The organism is Streptomyces sp. NPDC088746 (genome assembly GCF_044751065.1).
Classification (GTDB): domain Bacteria; phylum Actinomycetota; class Actinomycetes; order Streptomycetales; family Streptomycetaceae; genus Streptomyces.
Genome location: NZ_JBIVLA010000003.1, coordinates 85396 through 111897, shown reverse-complemented (window position 1 = coordinate 111897; position 26502 = coordinate 85396). Strand labels below are relative to the sequence as shown.

Sequence of the window (26502 nt, the reverse complement as noted above, 5' to 3'; positions counted from 1 at the left end):
GATCGCCGCTCGAGCAGGCCCGACCGTGTCGGCGCACCACGTCGGCGGGATCTCCGCGCCCAAGGCGTACCCGCCCGCACCTGAGCCGCCGCACAGCAGGACCGCGCCCGATGCACGCCCGGGGGCGGCATCCCGCGAAGGGCTGCCACACCCGGGCTCGTACGCACCAGTGGCGAGGTCAGCCCGACGTGCAGGCCCGGCCGTTCAACTTGAACGACCCCGGATCCGGCGCCGGGCCCGCGGCCGAGGTGTTGAAGCCGAAGTCGACCGACGCGCCCGGGGCCAGGGCCCGGTTCCACGGGAGCGGCCTGGCGCTGACGGTCCGGCCGGACTGGTCGAACTCCGCGCTCCATGTGTGGCTCAGGCGCTGCTCGCCGGGGAACAGCCACGTCAGCGACCACGGCGAGACCGGTTCCGAGCCGGTGTTCTCGACGCGGACCGTCACCGTCGAGCCGCTGTTCCACGGGTGTGAGGAGTACGCGACCTTGCAGGTACGGGCCAGGTCGGCCTGGCCGTCGCCCGCGTCGTCCAGGTAGGAGGCGATGAAGGCCAGCGGCGCGTTCCAGTTGATGGTGATCTCGTTGGTCGCCCAGGAGCCGATGTCGTCGATGTAGCACATGGCCGGGGCGCAGCCGCTCAGCTTCTCCGCCGCCACCGGATCGCCGGACGCTCCCGCGGTCAGGTTGGGCCCGCCCGCGACGGAACCGGGTGCGGGGTGCGGCAGAGCGGGGTCGTTCTGATGCGCCCAGAAACGGTGGTGCTGGTTCCGGGAGTCCCGCTCGCCGTAGCCCGTCACGTACGACTGGTTGAGGGGGTTGCGTCCGAGCAGGTAGTCGGCGCCCCGCAGCACGGCGTCCTGGTAGACGGCGTCACCGGTCAGGTCGTGGGCCGTGGCCAGGACGGTCATGTTGTTCAGGACCTGACTGTTGGAGCCCCAGACGTAGTCCTCGCCGTTGGGGGCGTACGGAAGCCCGTACACCTGCGCGCGGGACTGCTCGGCGTAGCGGTCGGCGGCCGCGGTGACCACCGAGCGGACCTCGCCGAGCTGCGCCGACGTCAGACCGTTCGGCACGGTGGCCAGGGTGAGCACGCCCAGTCCGCCGGTGGATCCCCACGAGATGCCGCCGCCGGCCGGGAAGACCGCGTCCGTGTCGCCGTGCAGGTCGGAGGAGAGCACCGCCTGGCGGTAGGTGTCCTTGCCCGTCGTGGTGAACAGCTCTGCGGCCGCCCAGTAGAACTCGTCCGAGACGTCGTTGTCGCTGTACGCGCCGCCGCCGATGCCGTCGTTCGGGTCGGCGAGCACGTCGGGGTGCTTTTCCGCCGCGGTCCACGCGCCCTCCGCGGCCCGCAGGCAGCGGTCCGCGAAGTCCTCGTCGAAGGGGGCGTAGAGCCGGGCGCACTGGGCGGCCGAGGCGGCGAGGTTCAGCGTGGCCGCCGTCGAGGGCGGATGCAGCTCACGCTGCTGGGGATCGAGATGCGGCTTCATGGGCAGCCCGGTCCACTCGGCGTCATGCATCTTGTGGTGCGCCATCCCCGCCAGCGGCTCACCGGCCGGGACCTGCATCTTGATCAGGAAGTCCATCTCCCAGCGCGCCTCGTCCAGGATGTCCGGCACCCCGTTGCCGCGTTCCGGCACCCGCAGCTCACCGTCGCCGAGCTCTGCCGACTCGGCGTTCGGTGCGGTCAGGGTGCGCTCGTACGTGGACATCAGCTGGGCCACCGAGATGCCGCCGTTGACGACGTACTTGCCGTGGTCGCCCGCGTCGTACCAGCCACCCGACACGTCCAGCCGGTAGTCACATTCCCCCGTCCGGCAGGGGACGTCCGTGTCGCCCTTGTTGGGCGCGACTCCGATGTGGCCGGCCGGGCGCGCGTACTCCTCACCGACGAGGTCCGCCTCGATCGGGGTGCCACTGCGGTTGTGGTAGAAGTACGCCAGCGCGTCGGAGCGCAGTCCGTCGTACAGGTCACCACGGATCGAGAACGCCTCGCTCACCTCACCGTCGACCTCCACGGTGTAGCCGTCGCCCGGGGTAGTGAGGCCGTCGAATTCGAAGGTGTGGACCCGCTGGCGTGAGCTGGGGTCCTCTCCCTGCGGAACGGTCGTACCGGTGGCGGCTGTCGAGCCGTCCCCGGCCTTCACCGTCCATGTGAGCGGCGTGTCGGCGTCGGTGACCACCGTGCCGCTCTTGGGGCCGTGGGGCAGGTATCCGACCTGGTTGACGCGCACGGGCGAGCCGGTGTCCGGCACGTACACGGGCGGTTCGGCCCCGCCCCGCAGCGATACGTCGTCCAGACAGAAGTCCGTCGCCCGCTCACCGCCGCCGATCTGCAGCTGCACCGAGGCGGCCGGCAGGTCCACCGAGGCCGTGAACGTACGAGTCACCTGTGTGACGTCCGTACCCACGGGGTCAGCGGTGGCGAGCGCCGTGGTGTACGGCTCCGCCGCCTCCTGGACCCGGGTCTGGACGGTCAGGGGGGCGGTCGAACTGGCCGTGTAGGAAAGCTCGTAGCTCTCGCCCGCGACGATCGGGACATCGTTCTGGCCGATGATGACGTCCCAGGCGTTGGCCGTGCCGGCGGGCACCTCCGCGCACAGCCGGCCGTCCGATACGGCCGCCGGCGCGTTCGCCGTCCACCACCAGGGGGCGGTACCGGCGTCGAAGCCGCCGTTGGTGATCTGTTCGGGGCCGGGTTCGGCTGCGAGGGCACCGGACGTGCCGGGCAGCGCCAGCGCCGCCGCGAACAGTAAGGCGGCGGCTGACATCCCGAACACGCGTCTCCCGTGCCGGGGGCGGACGCGCACGGGCCGTGCGGAGAGTGGTGAGGCATTCACCGGGAAGGCCTTTCGTCGACGGAGGCGGTGGGCGCGGGGGAGCGGCACCCCGGCATATGGGAGCGCTCCCATTCGCATTGTGGGGGTGGATCGTACGTTCCGCCAGGGTCATGACAGCTCCAGGTTGTGAGAGGCGGCGTCGAGGTGGAAGCGGCGGGCCGCATCGGGCGCGCCCCGCTGGCGGTCGTCGGCCGCCTCACCTCGTACGGCCGGTGGCGATGGCGTCGTGGCCGAACGACGCGGCGAGGGGCCCGCGCGATCAGGTCGGGCCGTCTTGTCCGCCCGTTGTCATCGACCCAGCGCGTCAATACCGTGTGCATCGCGGCCAGGCATGCGCCGGTCGCCCGCCCGCGCGCGGAACGCGGCCTCAGGGTCGGTCGCGTCCCCGAGGGCGTCGACGACGGTCTCTTGCAGTGCGTACCGGCTGTCCAGGTGCCGGGCCCGGATCGATCCTGCGTGGGCGAACGTCAGCTCCTCGACGAATTGATGCTCCCGGTGCTCCGGTCCACACTCCGGTGAGGTCGGCACTCATCTCCGTAGAGACACGGGCGTGTTCGGTCAGAGTGCGTGCGTGACGTGAGGCTACGACGCCGTGATCCGCCGAACGGCCCTTGGGGCGGCACCACGATGCGGACAGATCAAGCCATTCAGCCGCCCGCTCAACCACGGGGATTCGCCGAGCGGGCAGCGAATCCTTTCCCCCGGTTCCGTCACAGGCCGACGGGTTGAGTCGCGGTTCCCGGCCCACCGCCAAAGCGCCGCTCGGATTGTCCGGATCTCGGTATGTACCCGTCGGATTGTCAGTGGTGTGGCCGAAGGTTCCATCCGTAGTTCCATCCACCCCTCACCGAGGAGACCGGTGCTTTCGACGTCCTCGTGCAATCCCCCGCTCGGGTTGCGAGCCCATCGCCGTCCCCTTGACGAGTGAATCGAACGAACCGGGGACCGACCGCACTTGCCCCCTGCACCTCTCCTCGAATCTGTGCTCGACAGGTCGCCCTGACTGTCCCGTATCGGCCCCGTGATCAGCAACGTTGTTCGGGGTGCTCCACCCGGCCCCCTACCAAGGAGAAGTCCGTGAATCCCGTGGTTCCTCTGCCCGCCGACCACCCCGCGTTCGAAAATTCTTCGGCTCAGCGCATCAGGACCGAAGCGTTCCAGCGCCCGGCTGACGCGCGCCGTGCCCCGTTCGCATCCGCCTCACGACCCTCACCGAGGTGGGGGGCATGAGCGACACGAAGCACCTGGACCTCTCCCCGCAACCGCGGATGTACGAGAGGGAGACGCTTGCACTGCGGCACGCGGCGCCCGCGTCCGCTCCGGGGGCCTGCCGGGCACCTCGGCTGCGCGCGTCCGGCGCCGAGCACCTGGCGCCGCTGACGAACGCGGTGCCCGGCTGCCGGCGCGCCGAGGCAGACGAGGCGCTGCGCGCCCCCGCACAAGGTGCGGCCAGGCGCCCGCACGAGGCAGGTGATCGGCTGACTTCGGGGGAGCGCACACTCGTACGGGACCCGGCGGCCGAATCGCTCATGGCGGGAACGCTGCCACTCGGGTTCATCCACGGCGACGCCCGGCCGAGGAACCTGCTCCGGGTGAGGGGCGCAGCGCGGATCGATGTCGAACGCTCCCGGCTCGCGCCCGGCGTCCAGGTTTTCATCGCTTCGGCCTGCGGGGCGTGGGCCGACAGGCCGGACCGGCTGATGACGGGGGTGTTCGTATGAACCGGCCCCGCATCCCCGGCCGACGCCCGGCGGCCGCCGCGCCGCAGCCCCTGTCCACGGCGGAGGGCAGGACGGCCGTGCCCGCCGCACGCTCAGCGGCTCCGCAGCCCTCCGCTCCCCCCGAGCTCGACTACAACGGGCGCAAGCACCGCCGGGCCATGGACGATGCCACCTTGTGGGAGATGGCCCGCCGCATCCCGATGGCGCTCGCCCAGTCGGCGCGGCTGGCCTGGTCCGTCGACCGGCGTATGACGATCACGATCCTCGTGTGCCAGTTGCTGTCCGGCCTCGGCACGGCCGTCATGCTCACCGCGGTCTCCAAGGCGTTGCCCCACCTCGCCACCTCCGACGCCGGCACCGGGCTCGGGCAAGCCTGGCCGGCGCTGACCGTCGCCGTCGTCGCGATGGCCCTCGGTGCCGGAATGTGGATCCTCGCGGACTGGGCCACCCGCCGGCTGAACCCGAAGATCGCCTCCGCCGCCGACCTCACCCTGGTCGACCTCCACATGAAAGCCGAACTGTCCGCCTACGACACGGAAGGGTTCACCGACCGCAGCCAGGCCGCGGAGATCGGCGCCCTGCGCGCGGTCGACCTCGCGGACGACGCCAAGACGCTCACCAACGGCTTCGTTCAGCTGGTCTCTGCCGCGACCGTCCTCACCTCGCTGCACCCCCTGCTCCTGGGCGTGCTGCTGCTGTCGGTCGTCCCGAGAGGCCTGGGCGGGGTGATCGCCGCACGGATCGACTACCGCGTCCACGACCGCACCGTCTCCGCCCGCAATGTGCGCGGCATGATGCGCTGGTGGCTCACCACCTCCGAACTCGCCGACGAACTACGCGCCAACACCATGCGCCCCTACATGCACTCCTGGTACAGGGCCATGTGCGACCGGGTCGAAGGACGTGAACTCGAGGGAGCGCGCCCGTACCTGCTCGTGACCCTCCTCGCCGCATCCCTCGGAGGCCTGTTCACGCTCGGCATGTGGGCCGCGCTGGCCGCGCTCGCCCTCTCGGGAGCCATGTCCACGGCGATCGCCGGCACGGCCATCGTCGCCTCGCAGACAGCCGGGCGTGCCCTCAACGCGATCGTGCGGTACGGCGCGGTGATGTTCCACCACGGCCTCTACCTCAGCGACTACTACACCTTTGTCGACGAAGTCCGCTCCATGACTTCCGCCCGCGGCACCGCCCATGCCGAGGCTCCGCAGCAAATCACGCTGGACGCGGCCGGGTACACCTACCCCAACAAGGAGACTCCCGCCCTGCACCCGGTCACCCTCACTCTCAACCGCGGCGAGGTCGTCGCCCTGGTCGGCGAGAACGGGGCAGGAAAGTCGACCCTGATCCGCCTGCTCACAGGCCTGACCCTGCCGACCGGCGGAACCGTCCGGTGGGACGAGACCGACCTCGCCACCGCCGACGCGGAATCCACCTGGAGGCACGTCGGCCTCGTCCCTCAGAAGAATGGCCACTGGCCGCTGCGCGCCCGGGAGAACATCACCCTCGGCCAACCCCGCGAACACACCGACGCACGCATCTGGGACGCCGCGGACCGCGTCGGCATGACAGAGGCCCTCCAGGGGCTCCCGGATCAGTTGGACACCCTGCTGGCCCGCTCGGTGTGGGGCGGGCACGAACTGTCCGGTGGTCAGTGGCAGCGCTTGGCCTGCGCGCGAGCGATGTACCGCGAGCCGGCTGTGCTCGTCCTGGACGAACCGACCAGCGAGATGGACGCCCGAGGCGAGCACCTGATCTTCCGCAAGCTCCGCGAGATGGCTCCGGACCGTATCACTGTGGTCGTCACGCACCGCCTGGACAACGTGAGGATGGCCGACCGCGTCGTCGTCCTCGACCGCGGTCGCATCCGCGAGGAGGGCACCTTCGACTCCCTCGTCTCGACCGAGGGAAGTCTCCTGGGCGAGCTGTACGCCCTCGCCCAGGACCGCTGACCGTCCCCTCGCCTCGCAGGTGGGGCCGCGTGAGCGCGGCCCCACCCCACGCCCCTGACCCGCCTCGCCAGGAGCTTCAAGATCGCCGACAGAGTCAAGTCAGGCCACAGCACATGCCCCGCCAACAACCGGCAGGCCGACGGACGTTCGTCGCCGGGCTCGCCTGCTCCTGAGCCGAAGACCACCAAGCACACGCAAGCAAGAGCTTCCGACGAAGGCGTCAGATCAAGCACACGATTCCCGACCGAAGGACCAGCGGGCCAACCGCAAACGCCGTGGCAGCGACGGCGGTCGGCCCAGCGGCTTCGACTCAAAGATCTACAAGCGCCGCAACGAAGCCGAACGGATGATCAACCGGCTCAAGAACCACCGGGCCGTCGCCACCAGTTACGACAAACGCGCCTACGTCTTCCATGGCACTGTCACCGCCGCCGTGATTCGGCTATAGCTCCGGACCTGAGCAGACCTAGATTCGCATCCCCACCGAGGCCAGCGTCCCCCTGGCACGAATCCTGGACCTGAGACCAGCAACCGACGAGAAGCTCCAGCGGGCGTTGAGCAAGATCGACCAGGACCTCACCGCCCGGATCCGTGGCCTGAGGGTAGCGCAGGGGCGCCTGCGCCAGCTCGCAGCCGGGCACCGCTGCCCGCCGAGGTCCGTACCATCTGGAGGACCTGGCCCGCTGGGGATTCTTTGTATCCGACGAACTGCCTCAGATGGATGCAGCATCCGAGATACCCACCCTCATCCAGGGCACGGTCAGCACCTCCTCCCCGGCATGGCAGCGACTCGACACCCTCATTCGCAATTCGCACGCAACTGGACGCATGGCTCGATACGTACGACGAACCGGCCCACTACTTGCGATCACACTCGCTCAGGTGAAGTGCAAGTAAGAACCGACTGCTGGGAAGCTGCCCGCGACGCCGACAGTGCCGGCAAGGAGGAGTGGCTCGCCGCCAAGCGCGTCGAGGAACAGCAGGCCGCCGCGCTGTGGGCCGAACAGTTCGGGGGCATCGGTGACGAGGCCGCCCCGTGCCAGGCTCACCCTGTGGCGCGGCGAGGCCTCCGGCGCCCCGTGAGTCGGCGAGGAATTCCGAGCCTATGGGTGCTGGTTCGGGCGTCTGGAACGATGTGCCTGCGCATGCTGGCCTGCTGCCTGGCTGCGTCAGTGGCAACTGACTCCAGCCGTAGGTCAGTTCTGACTCCGCTCAGGGCCGCCAGGAGCAAGATCTGAATGTGAGAAGTGGCTCCGCAGGTATTCTGCACGACATGATCAACTCATACGCGGGCCTTGACGATGCCGGGGTTGCGATAGCTGCGGCACGTGCCGGCGCAGATGTGGTGCGCAACATGTACGGCCAGCGGCTCACCCGCATCGATAAGGGCGCCGGGGACTTCGCCACCGCCGCCGATGTCGAGGCCGAGAAGGCGATCCTCGGTGTCATCCGTTCCGCTCGACCCCATGATGCGGTCCTCGGGGAGGAAGGCGGGCAGCAGGGTGCCGCCGAGGCTGTGCGCCAGTGGTTGGTGGATCCCTTGTGCGGCACACTGAACTACGCCGTCGGCAACATGCTGGTGGCCGTCAACGTGGCGCTGCGCAACGGTGCGGCGACAGTGGCCGACCCGTTCAGTGGCGAGGTCTTCTTCACTGACGGCGAGACCGCCTGGGCGCGGCACGATGGGGCCGATGTACAGCTGTCTCCCACGTCCGCCACCCAGCTGGTGGACGTCAACCTGGATCCGCCGTTCCCGAGCGCCCCCGGCTTCCGGGCCGTGGGCTTGCTGGCCAACCCCGGGTTCGTCGAGCGGTTCCGGCCACGAGTCGTGTCCACGACGCTGGCGTTGGCTTGGGTCGCAGCTGGCAAGCGCGCCGCGTATGTCACCGATGGCGGCGACCTCTCCGCGAGCGTGCATTTCGCCGCCGGCATCGCTCTGTGCCAGGCCGCCGGCTGTGTAGTCACCGGGATCGACGGCGCCCCGATCGGGCAGGCAGGCCACGGACTTGTCGTGGCCGCCGACGCCGAAACCCATGAGCAGCTGATGTCGATGATCGGCAGCCGAAGCTAGAACTGCACCTGGAAAGCAGCCCTCGCGTCGGCCGTGGCTGGGTGGGGGTGTCAGGTCAACTCGCCGCTGCTGCTTCCGTGCGGGCCCGGGTGACGGCCAGCCGGTAGGAGTCGGTGCCGGTCTCGATGATGTGCCGCCGAACGTGAGCCGGTCCACGATGGCTGCGCGGAGCTTCGGGTCGGTGAAGGTCTTGGTCCATCCTCCAAACGATTCGTTGGAGGCTATGGCCACAGAGCTCTTCTCCTCGCGCTCGGTTAAAACTTGGAAGAGGAGTTCGGCTCCGCGTCGGTCCAGTTCCGTATAGCCGAGCTCGTCGATGCAGAGAAGGTGGACGCGGCCGTAAGCAGCGGGCGATCGTCTTGGCGAGGAGGTTCTCGTTGGCGGCTTCGACGAGTTCGTTGACGAGTTTGGTCGCGAGGACGTATTTGACCCGGTAGCCGTGCATCGCGGCCTCGATGCCGAGCCGCGATCAGCAGGTGTGATTTCCCGGTTCCCGAGTCGCCGGTCAGGCACAGCGGCATGCTCTTCTTGACCCAGTGGCAGGAGGTCAGGGTGTCGATCGCGGCCGGGTCGGTGGCCGGATTCGCCCCGAAATCAAACGACCTCAGCGACTTGTCACGCGGGAACCCGGCCGCCTTGATGCGCCGTTCGGAGCGGCGCCGGGCCCGGTCGTCGCACTCCGACATCAGCAGCTCGGCCAGAAACCCGCGGAGGTGATCTGGTCCGGTGCGGTGACCGAAGCGAGCTCTGGGTACTGGGCCCGGATGGTGGGCAGTCGGAGCATCCGGCATGCCTGGTCCACGGCCGCGTCCGCGGCCTCCTCGGTCAGTACCCGGTTGCGCTTTGCGGTCATGATTCCCCCTGTTGGGCGGATGATCCGGCGTGCGGGCGGCGCAGCCGCAGGAGGTCGTCGTAGGCGGCGACCGGCGGCAGCGGCCTGGGGTCGGGCGGCAGTGCGGCCAGCCGGCGCGCGGTCAGCGACGTCACCGTCGCCCCGCCCGCCACCGGGCGCGTAGTCCGCTCCTGGGACGGGGCGGGCGCGGCCGTGTCGGTGTCGACGGCTTTGCGGGCCTCCAGTGCGACGGCGTCCGCGGTCAGCGCGCCGGCCTTGAGTGCGGCCGCGATCCCGCCGATCACACGCCGCCGCCCGGGGCGGGCCCGTAGCAGCCCTGGTAGGGAGAACCACGAGCTCGATGAGGCGGTGGGCGTCCTCCCAGGCACCGTGGGCGGGGGTGGCTGGCCCGGAGGGGGCGCCGTCTGATCTGCCGCCGCGCTCGGCATCACCGGACCGTTCGGCGCCTGTGCTGGGTCCGGTTGGGGAGTGAGACGTGGGTCGTTGTCGTCCGCCATGGCACTGTGGCCTTTCGTGTGTTCGGCTGAAGTCCTGGGAGCGCTTCTCACCGGGCGTTCTCCAGCCCGCGATTGCAGCCCGTGCCGCGTGGGCGAGCGAGGGAGCCGCGTGGGGCCTGCCGCCCGGATGCATGTCCGCGGAAGACGGCGGCCTCGTACGGGAGGTGCGGCCCGTCACGACGCGGTCGCTCGGGCTGCTGGCGGCCTACCGCTGACAGGCGGCGACGATCACAAGCAGGAGGAAGGCGATCCCGAGCATCGGCAGGCACCCGAGGGAGTTGGGGTTCTTCTGGTTGATCTCGACGATGCCGCCGAGTGCGAGTCCGGGGTGGGTTTCGGCGTAGTGGGCCGCCGCGAGATCGCCGATCTCGGATTCGGTGGTCCACCGGGTGGCGAACCTGCATTCGCCGCACCGGTACCGGTGTGCCATGTCAACTCCTTGGTGCCGTGGGCCATAGGGGATGAGGGAGGAGTGCGTGAACACCGAGCGCCGGCGTACGAAGAGCCGGCCGTGAGGGTGCTCGCAGGCAAGGGGAGGGAGAGAGGTGAGTGCGCGCCAGCGCGTGTGCTGGACGGGCGGCCGGTGTGCGCTCCCCTGTTGCGTCGGCCGCCTGCTGCTGGGAGAAGCGGCCGACGACGCGCACACCGGCCACGTCAGGGGTGGTGGTGATTCGCTGCGGTGATCGAGGACTCTGCGCGGGAACGCCGGGTGTCAGCGTCAGTCGCGCTGCGGTGCGTCCTCGCACAGCGCCGTGTCCAGCAGCTGCCGCAGCTGCGCGTCCGGGTGCTGGCCGACCTGCACCAACAGGTTGGTGACGATGGAGACGTAGCGGCCGTCGTCCATGGTCAGGGTGAAGGTCTGGTAGCCCGGGACACCACCGGAGTGGCCCCGCGCCGTACCGCCGCAGGAGGGCTCGTACGTCTGGAGGCCCAGGCCGTAGCCCGTGCCGGTGTTCACCTGCCGTGCGGTGCGCATCTCGGCGAGGCTCTTCGCGGAGAGGATCTTTCCGGTGGCCAGCGCCTGGTAGAAGGTGCTCATGTCCTCCAGCGTGGAGACCATGGCTCCCACGCTGCTGTACAGCGAGGGGTCGTACGAGACCGCCGGCACCCACAGGTAGAAGGGGCCCGCCCGGACGCCGTGGTAGCCGTTGACGGCCGGCGTGGGCAGGGCGCGGTCACCGGGTGCGGGGAAGAAGGTGTGGGGCAGACCGAGCGGTTCGATGACGCGTTCGGTCACGGCCTTGTGCACCGGCTGCCCCGTCAGCTTCTCGATGAGCATCCCGAGGATGTAGTAGCCGGTGTTGGAGTAGGTGAAGCCCTCACCGGGGGCGGAGACCGGGGCCGAGGCGTCCAGTGCGTACCGCACCACCGTCGACAGGCTGAAGGTGCCGTCCGGGTTCGACGGGGGCGTCTTCAGCCCGGGGGAGGGGGAGTAGGCGCCGAGACCGCCGGTGTGCTGGAGCAGATGGCGCACGGTGATGCGGGTGCCGTCGTAGCCGTTGCCGGTGACGACACCGGGCAGGTAGTCATCGATCGGCGCGTCCAGGGAGACGCGGCCTTCCTCGGCCAGCTGCAGCACCACCACCGCTGTGAACGTCTTGGTCTGACTGCCGATACGGATGTGTTCGTCGGCCTTGATGGGGCGGTTGGCGTTGACGGTTCCCGTACCCGCCGACAGGGTCCATGACTCGCTGCCGTTTCCGGCGTGGACGGCGGCGCCGGGACCCGCCACCGCCTGGAACGCCTTGAGCGCGGCGAGCGTGTCGGAGTGGTCGGACTCGGTGGTGGTGGCGTGTGCCGCAGAACTGGACAGCGTGAGTACCGTCGCGCACACGGCGCCGATGACGGAGGCCAGTTTCGTACGGTTTCGGGTGGTCATTCGGTGTCCGCTCCTCGGAGAGGTCTCGCTCGGTCGGGTTTCTGCCGGTCCTGCCGGCTCAGTTCTTCGCGGCGGCTTCGAAGGCGGCTTCCAGGCGCGGGACGTAGTCCGCGTAGGCCGGGCCCCAGCACCCGTAGGTGTGACTGCCGTCGCACTGGGGGGACAGGGAGGCGCCGTTGCCGTAGTCGACGAGCCGGCTGGGGATGCCGAGCTGGTCCAAGCGGTTCTTGACCGTGCGGGCGGCCGTCGCCGTGTTGGCGTCGATCACGCCCTGATCCCCGGTGTAGAGGGTGACCTGGGTGTTCTTGAGTTGGGACAGGTTGGCCGGGGCGGCGGGGTCGTAGGCGTTCCAGCGGTGGTCCGCGCCCAGGACCGGATACGGCGAGCCGAAGACGGCGTCGCTGTCGACGTACGGTCCGTAGGTCGGGCAGCCCTGGCTGCTCGATGTGCTGAGCGCGCACCAGGCGCCGGGCAGATTGAGCTCCGTGGCGAGTACGGCCGCGCGGACCGTGGCCATGGAGAAGTCGATTCCACCGGAGAGGGAGGAGGTGTGGCCGAAGAGGTCGGGTCTGGCCTGGGCGTAGTGGAGTGCGCCGGATCCGCCCATGGACAGCCCGGTGACGGCCCGGTGTTCGCGGTCAGGGAGGGTGCGCATGTTGGCGTCGATGTAGGGGACGACCTGTTCGAGGTGGAAGGTCTCCCAGTTGGCCGCCCCTACGGCGGTGTTCTGCATGTACCAGTCGGCGTACCAGCTCTTGAGACCTCCGTCGGGGACCACCGTGATCATGGCGTCGGAGTGCAGGGCCGGGGCGGCGGCGGCATCGTCCACGTTGCCGCCGCCCCCATGGAGGAAGTAGGTCACCGGCCATCGCCGGTCAGGATCGTCGGCGTAGCCGCTGGGCAGGAAGATCCGGATGCGGTGCGGGCCGGCCACCTCCGGCGTGGTGACGGTGATCGTGAAGTCGGTGCTGGAGCGGACTTCGGTGCCGCCTGCGACCTGGCTCAGGCCGAAGCCGTCCTTGAAGTCGATGCCGGGGACGGCCGGGGAGTCCGCCCAGGCGGCCGATCCCAGGGACACGGCCGGAAGCAGTGCCGCCGCGAACAGGACGCCGGCGAGGCGACGATGGCGGGCTGATGGAGGTCTCACTCCGGTACTCCCTTGTGTGAGGTCGCCGACGGGCCGTCGGCACGACCACGATGCGGCCCACCGGGTTCGGAGAACAGGGCATGTGCAGGTCAGGAGGAGGTCATCTGTGACCGGTCATCCGTGACCGGTCGTCTCGATACGCTCGGGGGGTACCGGTGTCCATAGAAGGCGAGAGTCCGGAGTGACCAATGAGTTAGGCACGCGAATGCGTCAGCTGCGCAAACGCGCCTGCCTCACCCAGGAGCAGCTGGCGGAGCTGGCCGAGGTGAGCGTGAGCACGATCGGCCGGCTGGAGAACGGCAGACTCCCCGAGCACCGGCTGAGGACGTTGCAGAAGGTGGCGGAAGTCCTGAACGTGTCGCCGGAGGAGTGGCAACGGCTCACCGCGACCCTGGACCTGACACAGCCGGCCCTCGCCGACCGGGCCGAGGTGCTGACACCCGCCGGTACGCGGGAGGAGCCGACCCCCGCTGCTCAGCCCGAGGAGCTGGAACCGACCGGTCAGCCGGGGGAACCGGCACCAGCCGTTCACCCCCAGACTCAGCCGGGGCCACCGGCACCAGCCGCGCCGCTCCCCGACCCCGAGCCGGCCGTTCCGTCGCCGGCCGGCCCGCTCGTCGACGCCGCCGCCTCACTGGCCCGCGAGGTCGGCCGGCGCTGGCAGCGGGAGGAAAGACATCGTCGCGTCCATGACCCGTTCCCGCTGCCCGTGCGATTCCAGCCGGCTCCCGCCGTCCTGATGGACCGTCCGGAGAACATCCAGCGCCTGCAGCCGGGAGTCCCTGCCCGGGATCTGGAGCTGAACGGCGACCTGCGGACTGTCGCCGACACCTACCGGAGTGTCGAGTCGCAGCGACTGGTCATTCTCGGTCGCGCCGGCTCGGGGAAATCGATCCTGGCCATCAAGTTCGTCCTCGAGCTCCTCGCGGCCCCGACTTCCTCACTCCGGGTGCCGGTCATTCTCAGCATCGGATCCTGGGACCCGCTGACCATCACACCGCGAGACCTGCTGGTCGACCATCTTCTACGGGACCACCCGCATCTGGCCCGTACGACTCCCGAGGGTGCGACGCTGGCCGCAGAACTCGTCGACTCCGATCTGATTCTGCCCGTCCTGGACGGATTCGACGAGCTCGCCGAAGCGCTGCGTGGCCCCGCGCTGGAAGCACTCAACGCCACGTCCCACCCAGTGCTCCTGACCAGCCGACGGGACGAGTACGCCCGAGCGGTCCGCGACGTGCACGCGCCTCTGGTGATGGCAGCCTGCGTCGAACTCGCCGATCTGACCGTCGAGGATCTGGCCGCGTACCTGCCCCGGACCGACCGCCTCGGCGACTCCCTGGGCAGCCGCGGTGCCACAGGCGTGTGGGGTGCCGTCCTGGACGAACTGCGGGTCAGTGACACCCCGGCGAGCATCCAGCTCGGACAGGTCCTGGGAACGCCCCTGATGGTCACCCTGGCGCGGACGATGTACAGCGAGGTGCCCGGCAACGACCCCGTCGAACTGCTTGACACCGCGAGCTTTCCTACCGGGCGTCACCTCGAGGAACATCTGTTGGCGAACTTCGTGCCCACGGTCTACCGGCACCGAACCCCCGAACGGGCCGACCCCGCCCCCGGACAGCGCAACCGCGACCCTGACCAAGCCGAACGCTGGCTCGGCTTCCTCGCCCACAGTCTGGCCAGCGGTACCCACGAGCGTCGAGACCTTGCCTGGTGGCGGCTCGGCGCGTCCGTGCGTCTGCCGATGCGCGTCCTGCACACCGCGCTGCTCGGCGGACTGTGCATGTTCGCGGCCAATTGGCTTGTGATGCTTTTCGCCGTTTCCTTCGGGTACATTCCGCCCGTGCAGACCTCAGTGATGCTTGAGGTGGCGGTGTTCGGGCTCTGCTCTGCGGTCGTCTTCGGTCTCGCGCACTGTGCCCTGGCCGCGGTGGGCCGTACCGTGGCCGTGCCGACCCAGGTACGACTCAGGCTGGCGGCCGTGGCCCCCGGGGTCGATCACAGGCCGGGTCGCGAGATCCTCACGCGCTTCGGGGTCGGGCTGCTGGGCGGCTCTGTGCTGGGAGTCGCACACGCCTGGACGACCGCGATGTTTCGCGCGTTGGCCGGAACCGTCCCGCACGCGGATCTGATCGGAGCGGCGCTTCAGGACACGCTGGCCCTGGGACTGATCTTCGGTCTGACGGCCGGCTTGACCTTCGGACTCGTCGCAGCCTTCGAGGCACCCGTGGACATCGCCGCCGCGGCCACGCCGATGCGACTGCTGTCCGTCAACCGGTCAACCGCCACCCGGCAGTTCCTCGTACTTGCTGCCGGTGTCACTGCCGGACTCGCTGTCTGTGGACACGTCGTCGTCGGCCTGCTCCAGCAGGTGCTTCCCTGGACGCTGGTGTGGCCACTGGAAGAGGCTCTGCTTCTGGGGGCGGTCGGCGGGCTGGGCGGCTCGGCGGCGTACGTGCTCGCACTCACGGCGTGGGGGCAGTGGCTGACGGTGGCCCGGTTCTGGTTGCCGCTGACGGGCAGGCTGCCGTGGGACACCGCCGCCTTCCTGGACGACGCATATCGCCGGGGGGTACTCCGGCAGGCCGGTGCCGTTTACCAGTTCCGGCACATCCGGCTGCAGCAACACCTCGCGCGCGTCTACGGCCGCTCCGGCCGCGTCGCCAGCGACGTGAAACCGGGCTCGATGCGCCGCGCCTCCGATGAGAGGGCGTCGTCGGAAGGCCGTTGAGGGTCTGCTCGGCGGCGGCGGTGGCGGTGGCGGTGGCGGTGGCGGCGGTGGCGGTGGCGGCGTGCGGGACCCGCTGCGGACGCGTTCCCGTCGGGAGCGGCGTGCCCAAGCGGTGTTTGGTCTCGCCCGCGTGGTCCGACCTGGAGGCCGCGTAGGCCCGGTCGGGGTCAGTCCTCGACACCGGCCTGGGCCCAGGAGGGCCACCGCCCACCTGGACCCCCGGGCCGCCCGCCACCGAAACGGGCCCTGGCCGCCGCCCTCGAAGGCCGGACCGTCATCGCCGTCGCCCACCGCCTGCGGGCGGGCCGGATTGCCGGCATGTCTGCCCAGCACAGGGCCATCGACCAGATGGGCGCAGGGCTCGACGCGCCGTGAACCGCACTGACACAGATCGTCAACTGAGTGATCCTCACGGGGCTGGTCGCTGTCCCGGTCCTGCGAAAGGGTTCCAAGAAGGCGGCAGTGCGGCTTTTGCGCACTTGACCTGTTGCCGCGCCGAGTGTTCAGGCACGTCCACGAGAGAAGGAAACACAGCCCTTATGCGCGCCCTTGTGGTCGATCACAGTGAGGCCGGACCCATCCGGTTCGCCGATGTCGATGAGCCCGTACCGTCCACCGGTGAGGCGCTGGTGGAGATACGGCACATCGGTCTCAACTTCGGCGAGCTGAATTACGTGCACCAGTGGCCAGCCGGCGCCGTGCACGGTCACGACGCGGCCGGCATCGTGGTGCGCTCCGCATCCGACGGCTCGGGGCCGCCCGAAGGTACGCGCGTCGCCGTGGGAATGGCTCCCCACGCGTGGGCGGAGCGGGTGGCAGTCAGCCCCGCCTCGCTCGGCACCGTCCCCAAGGGCGTGGACCTGGCCGATGCCGCCGCGCTGGGGATCGCCGGAGTCACCGCATTCCGGGTGCTGCGCAAGCGTTCCCTACTGGCGCGTGACGTGCTGATCACCGGCGCCAGCGGGGGCGTGGGGCACTTCGCCGTCCAACTCGCGGCGCTGGCGGGCGCCCGGGTGACGGCACTCGTCGGTTCGCCGGAGCGGTCCGCCGGACTCCGTGAGCTCGGCGCCGACAGGGTCCTGACCGACCTGGCCGAGACCGGGGACCGGTTCGACCTCGTCCTGGACACGGTCGGCGGGCCGCTGGTGGCCCAGGCATGGAGTTCCCTCGCCGAGGGCGGCACCATCCACCTGGTCGGTTACTCCTCGGGGCAGGAAACCACCTTCCCATCAGGGGCCTTGTTCGGCTTCGGTGAGCCCCGCAGCATGGCCACCTACGGCGACATGACGCCGACCGGTGGGGAGCTGACGGACCTGCTGGGCCTCATGGCCGCCGGGAGGCTCTCGGCTCCGGTCGGACTGCGAGGCGACTGGCAGAGCGTGGACGACGCCGTCCAGGCGCTGTTCGCGCGGAAGGTGCACGGAAAGGTCATTCTTGACGTGGCCTGAAGCTGTGGACGAGGACACATGCGTCGTCGTCCGTCGTCCGTCGGCCGTCGGCTGTAGGCCGTCGGTGGGCGGTTCGCGGCGGTGGACGAGAATGGACCCCATGGATGTGCTGGCGGAGGTCTTGCGTGTTTCGGGTGCGCGTGGGGCGCTCGGGGTCATGCTGAAGGCCGGAGGAACGTGGGGCCTGTGGTTGGACTCCTATCCAGGAGCGGCACTGCACGTGGTGTCCCGCGGCACTATGTGGCTCCACACCACAGGCGAGAAGCCTCTTCAGGTGCAGGCCGGGGACGCCGTCCTGGTGTCGCCGGGCACCGCACACGGGATAGCCGGCGGCGCCAACGTGACGATGGGTTCCTGCGATCGTGAGGCGGCGGCCCGGGCTTTTGGCGATGGCCGGGCCCTGCGGCTGGGCTCGGCACCGGAGCAGACGGAAGTGATCGTCCTGCACTATGAGCAGGACCCGGAGGTGCGCACACCGGTGCTAACTTCCCTCGCTCGGCCGATGCACGTCACAGCCCGGGAGAACGCGCAGCTCAGAAGGACCGTCGAACTTCTCGCTGCCGAGCTCGCACAGCCGCAGATCGGCACCACCGCCGCCATCAACAGCATCGTCGACCTTCTGCTCGTCCAGTTCGTACGCGCCTGGCTGGCCCGCCACCCGCAGGAGCAGTCCGGCTCATGGCTGGGAGCGATGCGTGATCCGGTCGTGCGCGACGCTCTGGCATGTGTCCACGCCCAACCGGGACACCCCTGGACCACGGAGACCCTGGCCGCCGCGACGAGCGTCTCCCGGGCGACGCTGTCCAGGCGTTTCCGGTCCGCCCTCGGTCAGACGCCGGGCGCGTACCTGACGCAGTGGCGCATCGACCTGGCGTCCGTCCGGCTCCGCGATACCGATGAGCCGGTCGAGTCGATCTCCGGCGCGGTCGGATACGGCTCCCCGCACGCCTTCAGCCGTGCCTTCAGACGTGCCCGAGGCACGGCCCCGGGCGAGTACCGTTCTCGACTTCGCAGGTGATCCGTCCTCGTGACTGAGGGGATCGCACGTTGAGGTGTCGCGCATTCCTCGTTGAGCCGGTCCTGGTGTCACCGTGTGTGGTCGCCGGGAGCGTATCGGCTCCCATCCCCGTAGGAGCGCGGGAGGACCATGGCATGATCCACCGTCATGGGGAGATACCAGTGGGGGAAGACCGTGGCGGGAGCTCTGCTCGTTGCCGCGGCGATAGCAGCCATGAGCGGCTGCGGGGGAAAGGCGGACGCGTCTGCCGACAAGAAGGAGGCGGTACCAAGCGCGAGCCTGACCGCGTCCTGGCACAGTGCGACTCTGCAGGACGCGGCGCGCATGTTCCAAGAGGACTTTCAGGGGCTGGCCACGGTCGACTGTTCCGCAGACTGCGGGCCGGGCCTGGTGAAAATGTTCAATGCCGCGCACCTGCTCACGGAGCTGATGAAGGAGTCCGGAGCGCCGGAAGGCGTCTACGATGAGCCGCTTCGTCTGTTCGGCGAGCTGGAGAAAGGGTTCACCGCGGCCGCGGGACTGAGCGGGGAGGCCCGCCTCCCTCCCATGCTCGGGCCGGCGCGTGAACTGAACAACTGGCTCACGACCAACCCGGTCCAGTAGGCGACGGGCGCCAGGCGTGGTCGTCGTCCGCGCACGCTGTTGCTGCAGCCTGTCGACCGTGGCCTGGATGCCGCAGAGCCCGATGAACGTCGGCGGCACCATCCGGCTATTGGCCACCTGTGCTGGGGTTGCGACGTCCCCCGTCGACCGGGCGAACGCGAACCGTGGGCCGGTCTGAACTCACGGCTGCTCACTCATGGACCTGGCGGTGCCGGAAGAGGCCGAAGATCTGATCGGTGCCGATCAGTCCGCGACCGTCGCCATCCGCGCCTTGGCAGAAGATGCCGGCAACGCGGACGTCTGCCAGGGCGCGCTTCGACACATCGCCGAAATCGCCACCGCGCCGGAAATCGAGGCGACGTCCTCGATGAGACTCAGGGCTCCTGACTTCGACGGAGCCGAAGTCTCAGTAGCACACCTCGCGGGCCTCGTACCCCCTGAGTCCCGCTGTGACGAGAGCGGGGAGGAGTGCTTGCAGATACCAGGCAACGTCGGTGAATTCCGGTGCCGCGGGGACACGGCGACGGTCAATACCGGGAACGAACGAAACAACCGTGCGACCAGCGTGGAACATGAGCATGCCTCCTGTCTTCGCCTCTGAGTGGTAGACGTCGAGGGCCACCGTGTACGGCAGGTGGGCCCTCGCGTCCAGCACCGCCAGCGCCTCGCCGATGTGCTCGGGTGTGCTGTCGTGCCACTCGTAGGAGTCGTCCTCGTCATTGACCATGTATGCAACGTGGCCGACTGGTGTCACGGCGGACCAACCCATCGTTGTCAGGGCGTCCAGAAGAGCGCGTACCGTGGTCGGCCGCGTGAAGGTGAAATCGATGTCGGCGTCTCTGGATCCCACGGGGCCTCCATGCGGCTTGATCGATTGCGTTTCCGTCTGTAGGTCTCCGATCCCGCGTTCCGCGACGAAGACGGCAACGTCATGCCGAGGGTCGGCTGAGTCCTCGCGGTAGAAAATCCACCGGTGGGCCGTCGGCACGGCCTCGGATTGGACACGGGTCTCCCGTTCACCCGCGACGAGCCGGACCACTGCGGGCAGGAAATCCTCGGGCGCACTGGGGATGTAGGGCGCAGTGAGCTCGGCCGTTGCCTGATGCTCCTCAAGGATGATGTCGACCCATGCGTGTGCCCCGGTGACCAGATGATGCGGGTGCCGGAGTCGGAATGCACTGTTGCTCTCCGGCGAGGAATTGCCGGATGTCGGAAGCCAGGGAAGCCATTTGCTCGCCGGCCTCCAGCCAGGTGGTCACTGATGCGGCCCAGCCGCCCGCGGCCGTCGGCCATGGGCGCAAGGTCCAGGTCAGTCCGACGTATCCGCCGGAGCGGAAGACAGCCGTTACCGCCAAGTCCCGGTCAATGGTCTGCCAGTTACGTTCGCCGTCCCATCCTCGGTAGTCGGCGGCGAGCCCTTCCAGGAACGGGGCGAGATCCCTGTCCCAGATCCAGGCGACGACCTCGTTGACGCGCGCGGTCAGCCCCGGGGCTTCCAGCTCGACGGCATAGTGCACAGAGTCTGCGTCGAAGCTGAACCGGTCGCAGAACGCGATACCGACGCACGCGTTGTCCTGGCAGCGGATCGTCACACGGGGCCCGGTGCTGTCGTCGGGAGAGGTCATGGGCAGAACGCTAGGTCAGGACCGCGTGCGCCGTCATTCGGATTCATGGCTGTCGGCCGGCTGAGCCTCGGAGGTGGCTTGTCAGCGTGCGGTGGTGTCCAGCAGCCTCCGCTGTCACTGGCCCCCCGTATCGTCTGGGCATGATTGATCAGCAGTGGAACGGTGTACGTCAGCGCGTGGCCGAGTTGGGTACCCAACCGGCGAGTGGCAAGGTGTTCGGCTCGCTCGGCCACAGGTGGACGCTGGAAGACCCGCTGGCCGATGACGAGCTTGCTGAACTCGAAGCGCAGATGGGTGTGCGGTTGCCGGATGACTACCGGAATTTCCTCACCTCCGTGGGCGCAGGCGGCGCGGGTCCCGCCTACGGCCTCTTCCCCGTCCGCCGCATACAGGGCCGCTGGCGCTGGGAAGGAGATGGCGCCGACCTCGCCGACCTGACCATGCTTGCCCGGCCTTTTCCCGCCCACGGCCCTGACCCCGAGGAACTTGAAGCACTTCTCGCAGTGCGCCCGGAGGAAGAGGAGTTCGAGGAAATAGAGGACTTCGACGACGCCATCGAAGCGTGGGACGAGCGCTGGGAACCCCTGATGTTCGCCCCCGAGCGCACCGCCGGCGCCATCGTGATCTCTCACCTCGGCTGCGCCCAAAGGGAGTGGCTGATTATCAGCGGCATCCACCGCGGCACCATCTGGTCCGACTGCCGGGCAGATGACACCGACCTCGTCCCCCTCCTCGACCGGGCCGGGAAGCCGGTCACCTTCGCCCGCTGGTACTCCGACTGGCTGGAAAAGGCGGAGCTCACTGCACATCAGCCGTCTACGAACGCCTGACACTGGGCACTGGGGCGAGTCGTGACTACGAGCGTGCGTGTTCACCGAGTCGACGGCGCACCTCGACCAGGCCAACTCGCCGCGGGATCCGAGTTCGTCGGGGACCAGGCGGTGCAGCTTGGACCAGACCCGTGCCTTCGTCCACTCGGTGAATCTTCGGTGGGCTGTCGCACCGGGCGGACCGAACGACGCCGTGGGCAGCTGCTGCCACGTACAGCCTGAGGGGGCCACGAACACGATCGCCGCTAGGACCTCTCCCGATCACCATGACGGCGCCGACCGCCACCTTGCGGCCGCGGCGGCGTCTCCGGCACCACCCGCTGGAACATCTCCCACACGTCGTCCGGCGCCAGCCGTTCAACGATCCCCGCCATGGCCAGCAGCCTACCGAGCCACTTGAGATGGCTTCTGAGCTACAAGATCCGCCGGACAGAACCCAATGCCGCATCAGTCAACGTTCGCCCTGTCGGCTACCTCTCGTGGGCGGGTGTCGGCTGTGCCCAGTCGGCTCGCGATCTCCTCGGCGGTCAAGACGAGTGCGAAGCCTTTGCGCAGTACGGCGAGTTCTGGTTCCTGCCTGGATTCGTCGTCGGTGGCCGTGACATCTGCCCCGAACACGACCTTGTAGCCGCGCTCGTATGCCTGCCGGGCTGTGGTGCCACAGCAGTAGTTGGTGAGCGTTCCCGTGACAATGACCGTGTCGCGACCGAGGTTACGGAGCATCGTGTCGAGCGGGGTGTCGTAGAACGCGCCGTAGGAAGGCTTACGAATCAGGGCCTCCTCGGGGCGCCGACCCATCTGGTCCCACACCTCGGCCGGGCCCGGCCGATGCCAGTCGGTGTCGGCGTGCGGAAGGTAACGCAGGGCCTTGGGCCGGTCCAGCCCGAGATGCGTGTCGTCGAAGATGGTCCAGATCACCGGGACAGAGGTGGATCGGCATCCCTCGACCAGTCGACGCAGCCTTGGTGCCATCCGGGTCGCCGCCGGCACCCAGTAGGGGCTCCAGCCGGGCCGGACGAATTCATCCTGCATGTCGATGACCAGTAACGCCGTCCGCTCCGGCCGTACATCGAAGGATGCCCGGCCGTGCTCGTAAGCGTCACGCGCCCGCTCGGTCACCCATTCCTCGGTAAACGACATCCTCACCTCCTTACATCGATTCGAGGTACATCGTTTCGATGTGCGAGACTAGCAGAATGCTGGAACTCGCGATCCTGGGATTCCTGGCCGACGGGCCGCTGCACGGCTACCAACTGCGCCGTCAGATAGCGCACTTGTCCGGTCACGCTCGACCGGTCAGCGACGGCAGCCTCTATCCAGCGATCAACCGACTCGTCAACGCCGGACTGCTGGATCGCAGAACCGAGCCGGGTGCCTCGGCCGCCCAGCGGCACACCCTGAGCCTCACCGCAACCGGCCGCACCGAGCTCTTGCGGCGGCTGCGGGACGCCGACGGCCTGGACATCAGCGACAGCACCCGGTACTTCACCATCCTGGCCTTCCTCTCCCAACTCCCCGACACCGCCGACCAGCACGCGGTACTGCGTCGGCGCCTGGACTTCCTGCAACAGCCCGCAAGCTTCTTCCACGACGGCGATCGCCCACTGCGCGCCGAGGACACCGGCGACCCCTACCGTCGCGGCATGCTCACCATCGCCCGCGCCACCAGCCACGCGGAACGGTCCTGGCTACGGGAGGTCCTGGCCTGACGGCACTGACAGGCCCCGCCGGCCTGCATCCTGGACGCTCTGTCCTCCCGCGAGACTGCGCGGGAGGCAGAACCAGTACGCGTCCGGGAAAACGATAACGACGAGGGCCGGCGGTTTCTGCGGATCAGCTGCCGTGGCACCGGGTCGTCGAGGCCTGGCGGCGGGCACAGGTGGTGCTGGTGTCCGCGCAGGGCCTTCGGTTCTCGACCTGGAGCCTGACCAAGCTGGCGGCGTTCCTGGTCACCGAGGGTGTGGTCGACGACAGCCAGTTACTGACGCAACTGCGCTTGGCCACTGCCGGCTTGCCGCGCGCACTCTGTGCCATCGCGCCCCGCACCGGCCAAGTTCGCGGAATGCCTCGCGTGCTCGCGGTACGTCTCGCGCGCTGACAGACTGGACAGATGGTCGAAGATCTTCCCTCAGGCCTGAAGGCCCGACACCTTGCCGAGACGGACCACCCCCGCGTGCTCGCGGTACTGGACGCGTGGTGGGGCGGCCTGAAGGGGGAGGCGGGAGCGACGGAACGTGCGCTGCTGCTGCCCCGGCTGTACTTCCAGCACTTCACCACCACCAGCTTTCTGGTCGAACGCGGCAATGGAGAAGTTGCTGCCTTCCTGGTCGGCTTCCTGTCACAGACACAGCCCGAGACCGCCTACGTGCATTTCGTCGGCGTCGATCCGGCGCTGCACGGGCAGGGTGTCGGGCGTGCCCTCTACCAGGCCTTCTTCGCACTCGCTCGGTCACACGGGCGCCGTTTCGTGCACTGCATCACCAGCCCGGAGAACACCGCGTCGCGGGCATTCCACACCCGACTCGGCTTCACGGCCTCAGCCGTGAAGCCGGACTACGACGGCCCCGGGCTCGACCGGATGGCGTTCACCATCTCCCTTCGCTCGGCACCGACGGGCATCGCCTGAAGGGTGGTGCAGCAGGCTGTGGGGGAAGATGCGGCCAGAGGTTCCGTGCCTTTGTGAATCACGCACGCGCCAGGCTAAGGGCTGTCCCGTAATCCCTGGTGGATCAGCGCACGGCGTCAGATGCGGTGCATCGCAAGGCGGAGGGGCGTTCGCATACTGGATGTATTCGGGCGTTCCGATAACGCAGCGAGGTGCCGTAGCTGTCGTCGTGCGCCCGCCAGGGATTACGGGACAGCCCTTAGGGTCTGCGTCTTGGAAGTGCCGTGCGCAGGAAGCTGTATGCCGCGTTGTCGGCGTACCAACTCTTCTCCCCAGTTGCGTACGGTCGAACGTCCCAGCTCTGACCGCGGGCAGCAGCACAGCAGAGGATCTCGGTTGAGATCGATGCCCCAACCGGGGACACTCGCGCGATGAGCCCCAGCACATCGTCTGAACCGATCGAGCGAGGGTGGGACGAGCCCTGGTATCGGGTCCGCATGGAGGATTTTGAGGCGTCATTCCTGCCCAGCGACGGCGAGGACTTGGACGAGGTCTGCAACGTCGATGTCTTCGTGACTCTGAAGGATGGATCTCGGTGGACCGCGACCGTATTCACCGTCGTGGAAGTCGAGCGTCTGATGGAACTCTGGGCAGGAACCGACGAGGCCCTCGGGGGCCGGTACTTCTGGGTCTCGGACGGCCTGGTCGTCAGAGATCCCGGCATCGACAACATGACCGGCGTGATCGCCGGGCTGATCGAGAACGGTGAGTTCTCCAAGATCTTTCAGCAGGCGATCAACAACTGATCAAGCGCTCGGTTGCCGGAAGCGACGTGGGTCGTCAGGCCACGTCGTTGTCCCGCTCGATGGCCTTGAGGCGGTTCTCGAGCCGGAAGCTGGGGCCGTTGATGGAGATCACTTCGCAGTGGTGGAGGAGGCGGTCGAGGATGGCGGTGGCCAAGACCTCGTCTCCGAAGACCTGGCCCCGCTCGCTGAAGGTCTTGTTCGAGGTCAGGATGATCGAGCCCTTCTCGTAACGCTTTGAGATGACCTGGAAGACCAAGTTCGCCTCAGCGCGTTCGAGGGGCTGGTAGCCGACCTCATCGATGACAAGAACGCTGGGCCGCAGGTAGGTGCCGAGCCTATTAGTCAGACGGCCGGCGGCCTCGGCGGCTTTGAGGTTGCGGACCATGTCGTCGAGGCTGGTGAAGTAGATCGAGTAGCCGGCCAGGCAGGCCGCGACCGCCAGGGCGACGGCGATGTACGTCTTGCCGACCCCGGGCGGCCCGAGCAGGGCCGCGTTCGCCTTGCCGTCGACGAACGAGAGGGTAACGAGGTCCTTGGCCGTGCGCGGGTCGAGGCCGGGCTGGAACGAGAAGTCGTATCGGCACCTCGACGGGGAGTCGCGGCCAGGGATGAGCGTTCGCTGCCTGTGAGTCAGCGACCGTCAGGGGGGCACCGGCACACTGCCGAATCCACGCAGGAGGGAACCGCCCGGCCCGCGTTCGTGACAGCGCCGACAGCCGGGGTACCGCCGATCGCAGCCCGCCTACGCGGCAGGCATGGCAGGATCGCGGGCATGTCTCTCAGTGTTCCCCGTCTCCGGATCGGCTCGACCGAGATCATCGCTCTCGCCGACGGCGAGGGCCCATTCTTCTCCCCGCGCGCCGAGGCCTTCCCCGAGGCCACGGTCGCACAGTGGGCCGAGGCCGACCGCTACGACCCGGGTGCGGTCGACGCCGAGGGCAGCTGGCGGCTGCAGTTCCGCGCGTACGCGATCCGCGGCGACAAGGGCCTCACCGTCGTGGACGCCGGGATCGGTCCGGCGGACAGCCCGGCCGGCTCGTGGGCGCCTGTGCCCGGTGCGCTCCCCGAGTCGCTCGCCGCCGCGGGCATCGACCCGGCCGAAGTCGACACCGTGGTGCTCACCCATCTGCACACCGACCATGTCGGGTGGGCAGTCGTGACCGAGGACGCCGTACTGGCAACGGCCGGGACGGCGGACTCCAAAGCTCCGACCGGCGGTCGCCGCCCCTATTTCCCGAACGCCGAATACCTGCTCCAGCGGGCCGAGTACGACGCCATCGACAAGCTCAACCCGCAGCTTCGCGAGACCCTCACCTCCCCGCTCGCAGCCGCCGATCGGCTGCGGCTTCTCGACGGGGACACGCTGCTGCGCGCCGGGCGCGTGGTCACCACGCCCGGTCACACGCCCGGACACCAGAGCGTGCTGGTCGCGGACGGGCGCGAGCTGGCGCTCGTCACCGGCGACCTCTTGGTGCACGCGCTCCAGCTGCTCCACCCCGAGCTCGCCTACGTGCACGAGGTGGACCCCGAGGCGGCCAGGCGCTCGAGGGAGCGCATGCTCGACCGCGGAGCCGCGATTAAGCTGCACCTGGCTACGCCGCATTTGACGGAGCCGTTTCTCTCGACGTGATCGCGGGGGTTCGGGGCAGGTACTCCCGGATCGTCGCTGATCGACGTCACTCAAGACAGCCGGCCCCGCCACAAGATCGCGGAACCAGCCTTGCTGATCGTTCGAAATGAGTTCACGGTCATCAGTCGGCAACCGCCCGGGATGCCGGTGCCGACGGGGCGGACGATCCGGCAGCAGCGGAGCCGCACGTTCCCACGGGTCATCAGGAACAAGATCAGCAGGCACCCACCAGCTCCCGCCCACACAGCAC

Annotated in this window: 21 protein-coding genes and 4 pseudogenes; 14 read left to right on the top strand and 11 right to left on the bottom strand. The window is 68.9% G+C overall.

Annotated elements, in window-relative coordinates; all coding sequences use genetic code 11:
* Positions 1-178: 178 nt before the first annotated feature.
* Positions 179-2767, bottom strand: coding sequence for a glycoside hydrolase family 9 protein (locus ACIP63_RS14965; RefSeq protein WP_401515393.1), 2589 nt, complete (start codon positions 2765-2767; stop codon positions 179-181).
* A 1295-nt stretch (positions 2768-4062) separates the two neighbouring features.
* Between ACIP63_RS14965 and ACIP63_RS14960 the strand changes: the two genes are divergently transcribed.
* From ACIP63_RS14960 to ACIP63_RS14945, 4 genes and pseudogenes are all read left to right on the top strand, one after another.
* The gene (locus ACIP63_RS14960) at positions 4063-4557 is read left to right on the top strand and encodes a hypothetical protein (RefSeq protein ID WP_401515390.1); all 495 of its coding nucleotides are present in this window, start codon (positions 4063-4065) and stop codon (positions 4555-4557) included.
* Positions 4554-6506, top strand: a complete 1953-nt coding sequence (locus ACIP63_RS14955; protein ID WP_401515387.1) for an ATP-binding cassette domain-containing protein — start codon at positions 4554-4556, stop codon at positions 6504-6506. The genes ACIP63_RS14960 and ACIP63_RS14955 overlap by 4 nt, the downstream gene beginning before the upstream one ends.
* Before the next feature lie 209 nt (positions 6507-6715).
* Positions 6716-6954: pseudogene (locus tag ACIP63_RS14950) on the top strand (IS5/IS1182 family transposase); the annotation flags it as partial.
* An 825-nt stretch (positions 6955-7779) separates the two neighbouring features.
* Positions 7780-8577 carry an inositol monophosphatase family protein gene (locus ACIP63_RS14945; RefSeq protein ID WP_401515384.1) on the top strand — a complete coding sequence of 266 codons (798 nt, stop codon included), beginning with the start codon at positions 7780-7782 and terminating at the stop codon, positions 8575-8577.
* Between the two features lie 55 nt (positions 8578-8632).
* Here the strand turns inward: ACIP63_RS14945 and istB (ACIP63_RS14940) are convergent.
* From istB (ACIP63_RS14940) to ACIP63_RS14920, 5 genes and pseudogenes are all read right to left on the bottom strand, one after another.
* Positions 8633-9430 (bottom strand): annotated as a pseudogene (gene istB / locus ACIP63_RS14940) (IS21-like element helper ATPase IstB).
* Positions 9427-9714: a hypothetical protein gene (locus ACIP63_RS14935; RefSeq protein WP_401515382.1), complete on the bottom strand. Its 288-nt coding sequence runs from the start codon at positions 9712-9714 to the stop codon at positions 9427-9429. Before ACIP63_RS14935 ends, istB (ACIP63_RS14940) begins: the two are co-directional and overlap by 4 nt.
* A 418-nt stretch (positions 9715-10132) precedes the next feature.
* Entirely contained in the window at positions 10133-10357 is a 225-nt protein-coding gene (locus tag ACIP63_RS14930) for a hypothetical protein (RefSeq protein WP_401515379.1), read from the bottom strand.
* Positions 10358-10645: 288 nt separating this feature from the next.
* A complete protein-coding gene (locus tag ACIP63_RS14925; protein ID WP_401515376.1) occupies positions 10646-11806 on the bottom strand; it encodes a serine hydrolase domain-containing protein in 1161 nt (386 codons plus the stop codon).
* Positions 11807-11864: 58 nt separating this feature from the next.
* Positions 11865-12953 (bottom strand): alpha/beta hydrolase, encoded by a 1089-nt coding sequence (locus ACIP63_RS14920; RefSeq protein ID WP_401515374.1) that lies wholly within the window; start codon positions 12951-12953, stop codon positions 11865-11867.
* A gap of 181 nt (positions 12954-13134) precedes the next feature.
* Between ACIP63_RS14920 and ACIP63_RS14915 the strand changes: the two genes are divergently transcribed.
* The 4 genes from ACIP63_RS14915 (at position 13135) to ACIP63_RS14900 (ending at position 18756) form a co-directional block, all read left to right on the top strand.
* A complete protein-coding gene (locus ACIP63_RS14915) occupies positions 13135-15687 on the top strand; it encodes a helix-turn-helix domain-containing protein (protein ID WP_401515371.1) in 2553 nt (850 codons plus the stop codon).
* A gap of 539 nt (positions 15688-16226) precedes the next feature.
* Positions 16227-17135, top strand: a complete 909-nt coding sequence (locus ACIP63_RS14910) for a zinc-binding dehydrogenase (protein ID WP_401515368.1) — start codon at positions 16227-16229, stop codon at positions 17133-17135.
* A 100-nt stretch (positions 17136-17235) separates the two neighbouring features.
* Positions 17236-18153: a cupin domain-containing protein gene (locus ACIP63_RS14905; protein ID WP_401515365.1), complete on the top strand. Its 918-nt coding sequence runs from the start codon at positions 17236-17238 to the stop codon at positions 18151-18153.
* 174 nt (positions 18154-18327) lie between these two features.
* Positions 18328-18756 carry a hypothetical protein gene (locus ACIP63_RS14900; protein WP_401515362.1) on the top strand — a complete coding sequence of 143 codons (429 nt, stop codon included), beginning with the start codon at positions 18328-18330 and terminating at the stop codon, positions 18754-18756.
* A gap of 406 nt (positions 18757-19162) precedes the next feature.
* On the opposite strand, the gene ACIP63_RS14895 is transcribed toward ACIP63_RS14900, so the two are convergent.
* Together ACIP63_RS14895 and ACIP63_RS14890 are read right to left on the bottom strand one after the other, a co-directional pair.
* Entirely contained in the window at positions 19163-19795 is a 633-nt protein-coding gene (locus tag ACIP63_RS14895) for a hypothetical protein (protein ID WP_401515360.1), read from the bottom strand.
* Positions 19796-19865: 70 nt separating this feature from the next.
* Complete coding sequence (locus tag ACIP63_RS14890; RefSeq protein WP_401515357.1) at positions 19866-20381, bottom strand: DUF6228 family protein; 516 nt, start codon at positions 20379-20381, stop codon at positions 19866-19868.
* A 140-nt stretch (positions 20382-20521) separates the two neighbouring features.
* Here ACIP63_RS14890 and ACIP63_RS14885 point away from each other — a divergent pair, with 140 nt between their 5' ends.
* Complete coding sequence (locus ACIP63_RS14885) at positions 20522-21211, top strand: SMI1/KNR4 family protein (RefSeq protein ID WP_401515354.1); 690 nt, start codon at positions 20522-20524, stop codon at positions 21209-21211.
* Positions 21212-21241: 30 nt separating this feature from the next.
* On the opposite strand, the pseudogene ACIP63_RS14880 reads toward ACIP63_RS14885, so the two are convergent.
* Positions 21242-21585 (bottom strand): annotated as a pseudogene (locus ACIP63_RS14880) (transposase); the annotation flags it as partial.
* A 73-nt stretch (positions 21586-21658) separates the two neighbouring features.
* Positions 21659-22351, bottom strand: a complete 693-nt coding sequence (locus ACIP63_RS14875; protein ID WP_401515351.1) for a cysteine hydrolase family protein — start codon at positions 22349-22351, stop codon at positions 21659-21661.
* Positions 22352-22407: 56 nt separating this feature from the next.
* Between ACIP63_RS14875 and ACIP63_RS14870 the strand changes: the two genes are divergently transcribed.
* The 4 genes from ACIP63_RS14870 to ACIP63_RS14855 all read left to right on the top strand — a co-directional run bounded on the left by ACIP63_RS14870 (position 22408) and on the right by ACIP63_RS14855 (position 24622).
* Positions 22408-22920, top strand: a complete 513-nt coding sequence (locus ACIP63_RS14870) for a PadR family transcriptional regulator (RefSeq protein WP_401515348.1) — start codon at positions 22408-22410, stop codon at positions 22918-22920.
* A gap of 179 nt (positions 22921-23099) precedes the next feature.
* Positions 23100-23309, top strand: coding sequence for a hypothetical protein (locus ACIP63_RS14865; protein WP_401515345.1), 210 nt, complete (start codon positions 23100-23102; stop codon positions 23307-23309).
* A gap of 12 nt (positions 23310-23321) precedes the next feature.
* Positions 23322-23837 carry a GNAT family N-acetyltransferase gene (locus tag ACIP63_RS14860; protein WP_401515343.1) on the top strand — a complete coding sequence of 172 codons (516 nt, stop codon included), beginning with the start codon at positions 23322-23324 and terminating at the stop codon, positions 23835-23837.
* A 410-nt stretch (positions 23838-24247) separates the two neighbouring features.
* Positions 24248-24622: a hypothetical protein gene (locus ACIP63_RS14855; RefSeq protein WP_401515341.1), complete on the top strand. Its 375-nt coding sequence runs from the start codon at positions 24248-24250 to the stop codon at positions 24620-24622.
* Between the two features lie 34 nt (positions 24623-24656).
* On the opposite strand, the pseudogene istB (ACIP63_RS14850) reads toward ACIP63_RS14855, so the two are convergent.
* A pseudogene (gene istB / locus ACIP63_RS14850) lies at positions 24657-25199 on the bottom strand (IS21-like element helper ATPase IstB); the annotation flags it as partial.
* A gap of 195 nt (positions 25200-25394) precedes the next feature.
* Between istB (ACIP63_RS14850) and ACIP63_RS14845 the strand changes: the two are divergent.
* A complete protein-coding gene (locus ACIP63_RS14845; protein WP_401515338.1) occupies positions 25395-26252 on the top strand; it encodes an MBL fold metallo-hydrolase in 858 nt (285 codons plus the stop codon).
* Positions 26253-26502 lie beyond the last annotated feature (250 nt).

Coding starts and splice junctions, on each gene's coding strand:
- ACIP63_RS14965 (WP_401515393.1), bottom strand. CDS start 2,767: ATGTCAGCCGCCGCCTTACTGTTCGCGGCGGCGCTGGCGCTGCCCGGC.
- ACIP63_RS14960 (WP_401515390.1), top strand. CDS start 4,063: ATGAGCGACACGAAGCACCTGGACCTCTCCCCGCAACCGCGGATGTAC.
- ACIP63_RS14955 (WP_401515387.1), top strand. CDS start 4,554: ATGAACCGGCCCCGCATCCCCGGCCGACGCCCGGCGGCCGCCGCGCCG.
- ACIP63_RS14945 (WP_401515384.1), top strand. CDS start 7,780: ATGATCAACTCATACGCGGGCCTTGACGATGCCGGGGTTGCGATAGCT.
- ACIP63_RS14930 (WP_401515379.1), bottom strand. CDS start 10,357: ATGGCACACCGGTACCGGTGCGGCGAATGCAGGTTCGCCACCCGGTGG.
- ACIP63_RS14925 (WP_401515376.1), bottom strand. CDS start 11,806: ATGACCACCCGAAACCGTACGAAACTGGCCTCCGTCATCGGCGCCGTG.
- ACIP63_RS14910 (WP_401515368.1), top strand. CDS start 16,227: ATGCGCGCCCTTGTGGTCGATCACAGTGAGGCCGGACCCATCCGGTTC.
- ACIP63_RS14905 (WP_401515365.1), top strand. CDS start 17,236: ATGGATGTGCTGGCGGAGGTCTTGCGTGTTTCGGGTGCGCGTGGGGCG.
- ACIP63_RS14890 (WP_401515357.1), bottom strand. CDS start 20,381: ATGACCTCTCCCGACGACAGCACCGGGCCCCGTGTGACGATCCGCTGC.
- ACIP63_RS14885 (WP_401515354.1), top strand. CDS start 20,522: ATGATTGATCAGCAGTGGAACGGTGTACGTCAGCGCGTGGCCGAGTTG.
- ACIP63_RS14875 (WP_401515351.1), bottom strand. CDS start 22,351: ATGTCGTTTACCGAGGAATGGGTGACCGAGCGGGCGCGTGACGCTTAC.
- ACIP63_RS14870 (WP_401515348.1), top strand. CDS start 22,408: ATGCTGGAACTCGCGATCCTGGGATTCCTGGCCGACGGGCCGCTGCAC.
- ACIP63_RS14860 (WP_401515343.1), top strand. CDS start 23,322: ATGGTCGAAGATCTTCCCTCAGGCCTGAAGGCCCGACACCTTGCCGAG.
- ACIP63_RS14855 (WP_401515341.1), top strand. CDS start 24,248: ATGAGCCCCAGCACATCGTCTGAACCGATCGAGCGAGGGTGGGACGAG.
- ACIP63_RS14845 (WP_401515338.1), top strand. CDS start 25,395: ATGTCTCTCAGTGTTCCCCGTCTCCGGATCGGCTCGACCGAGATCATC.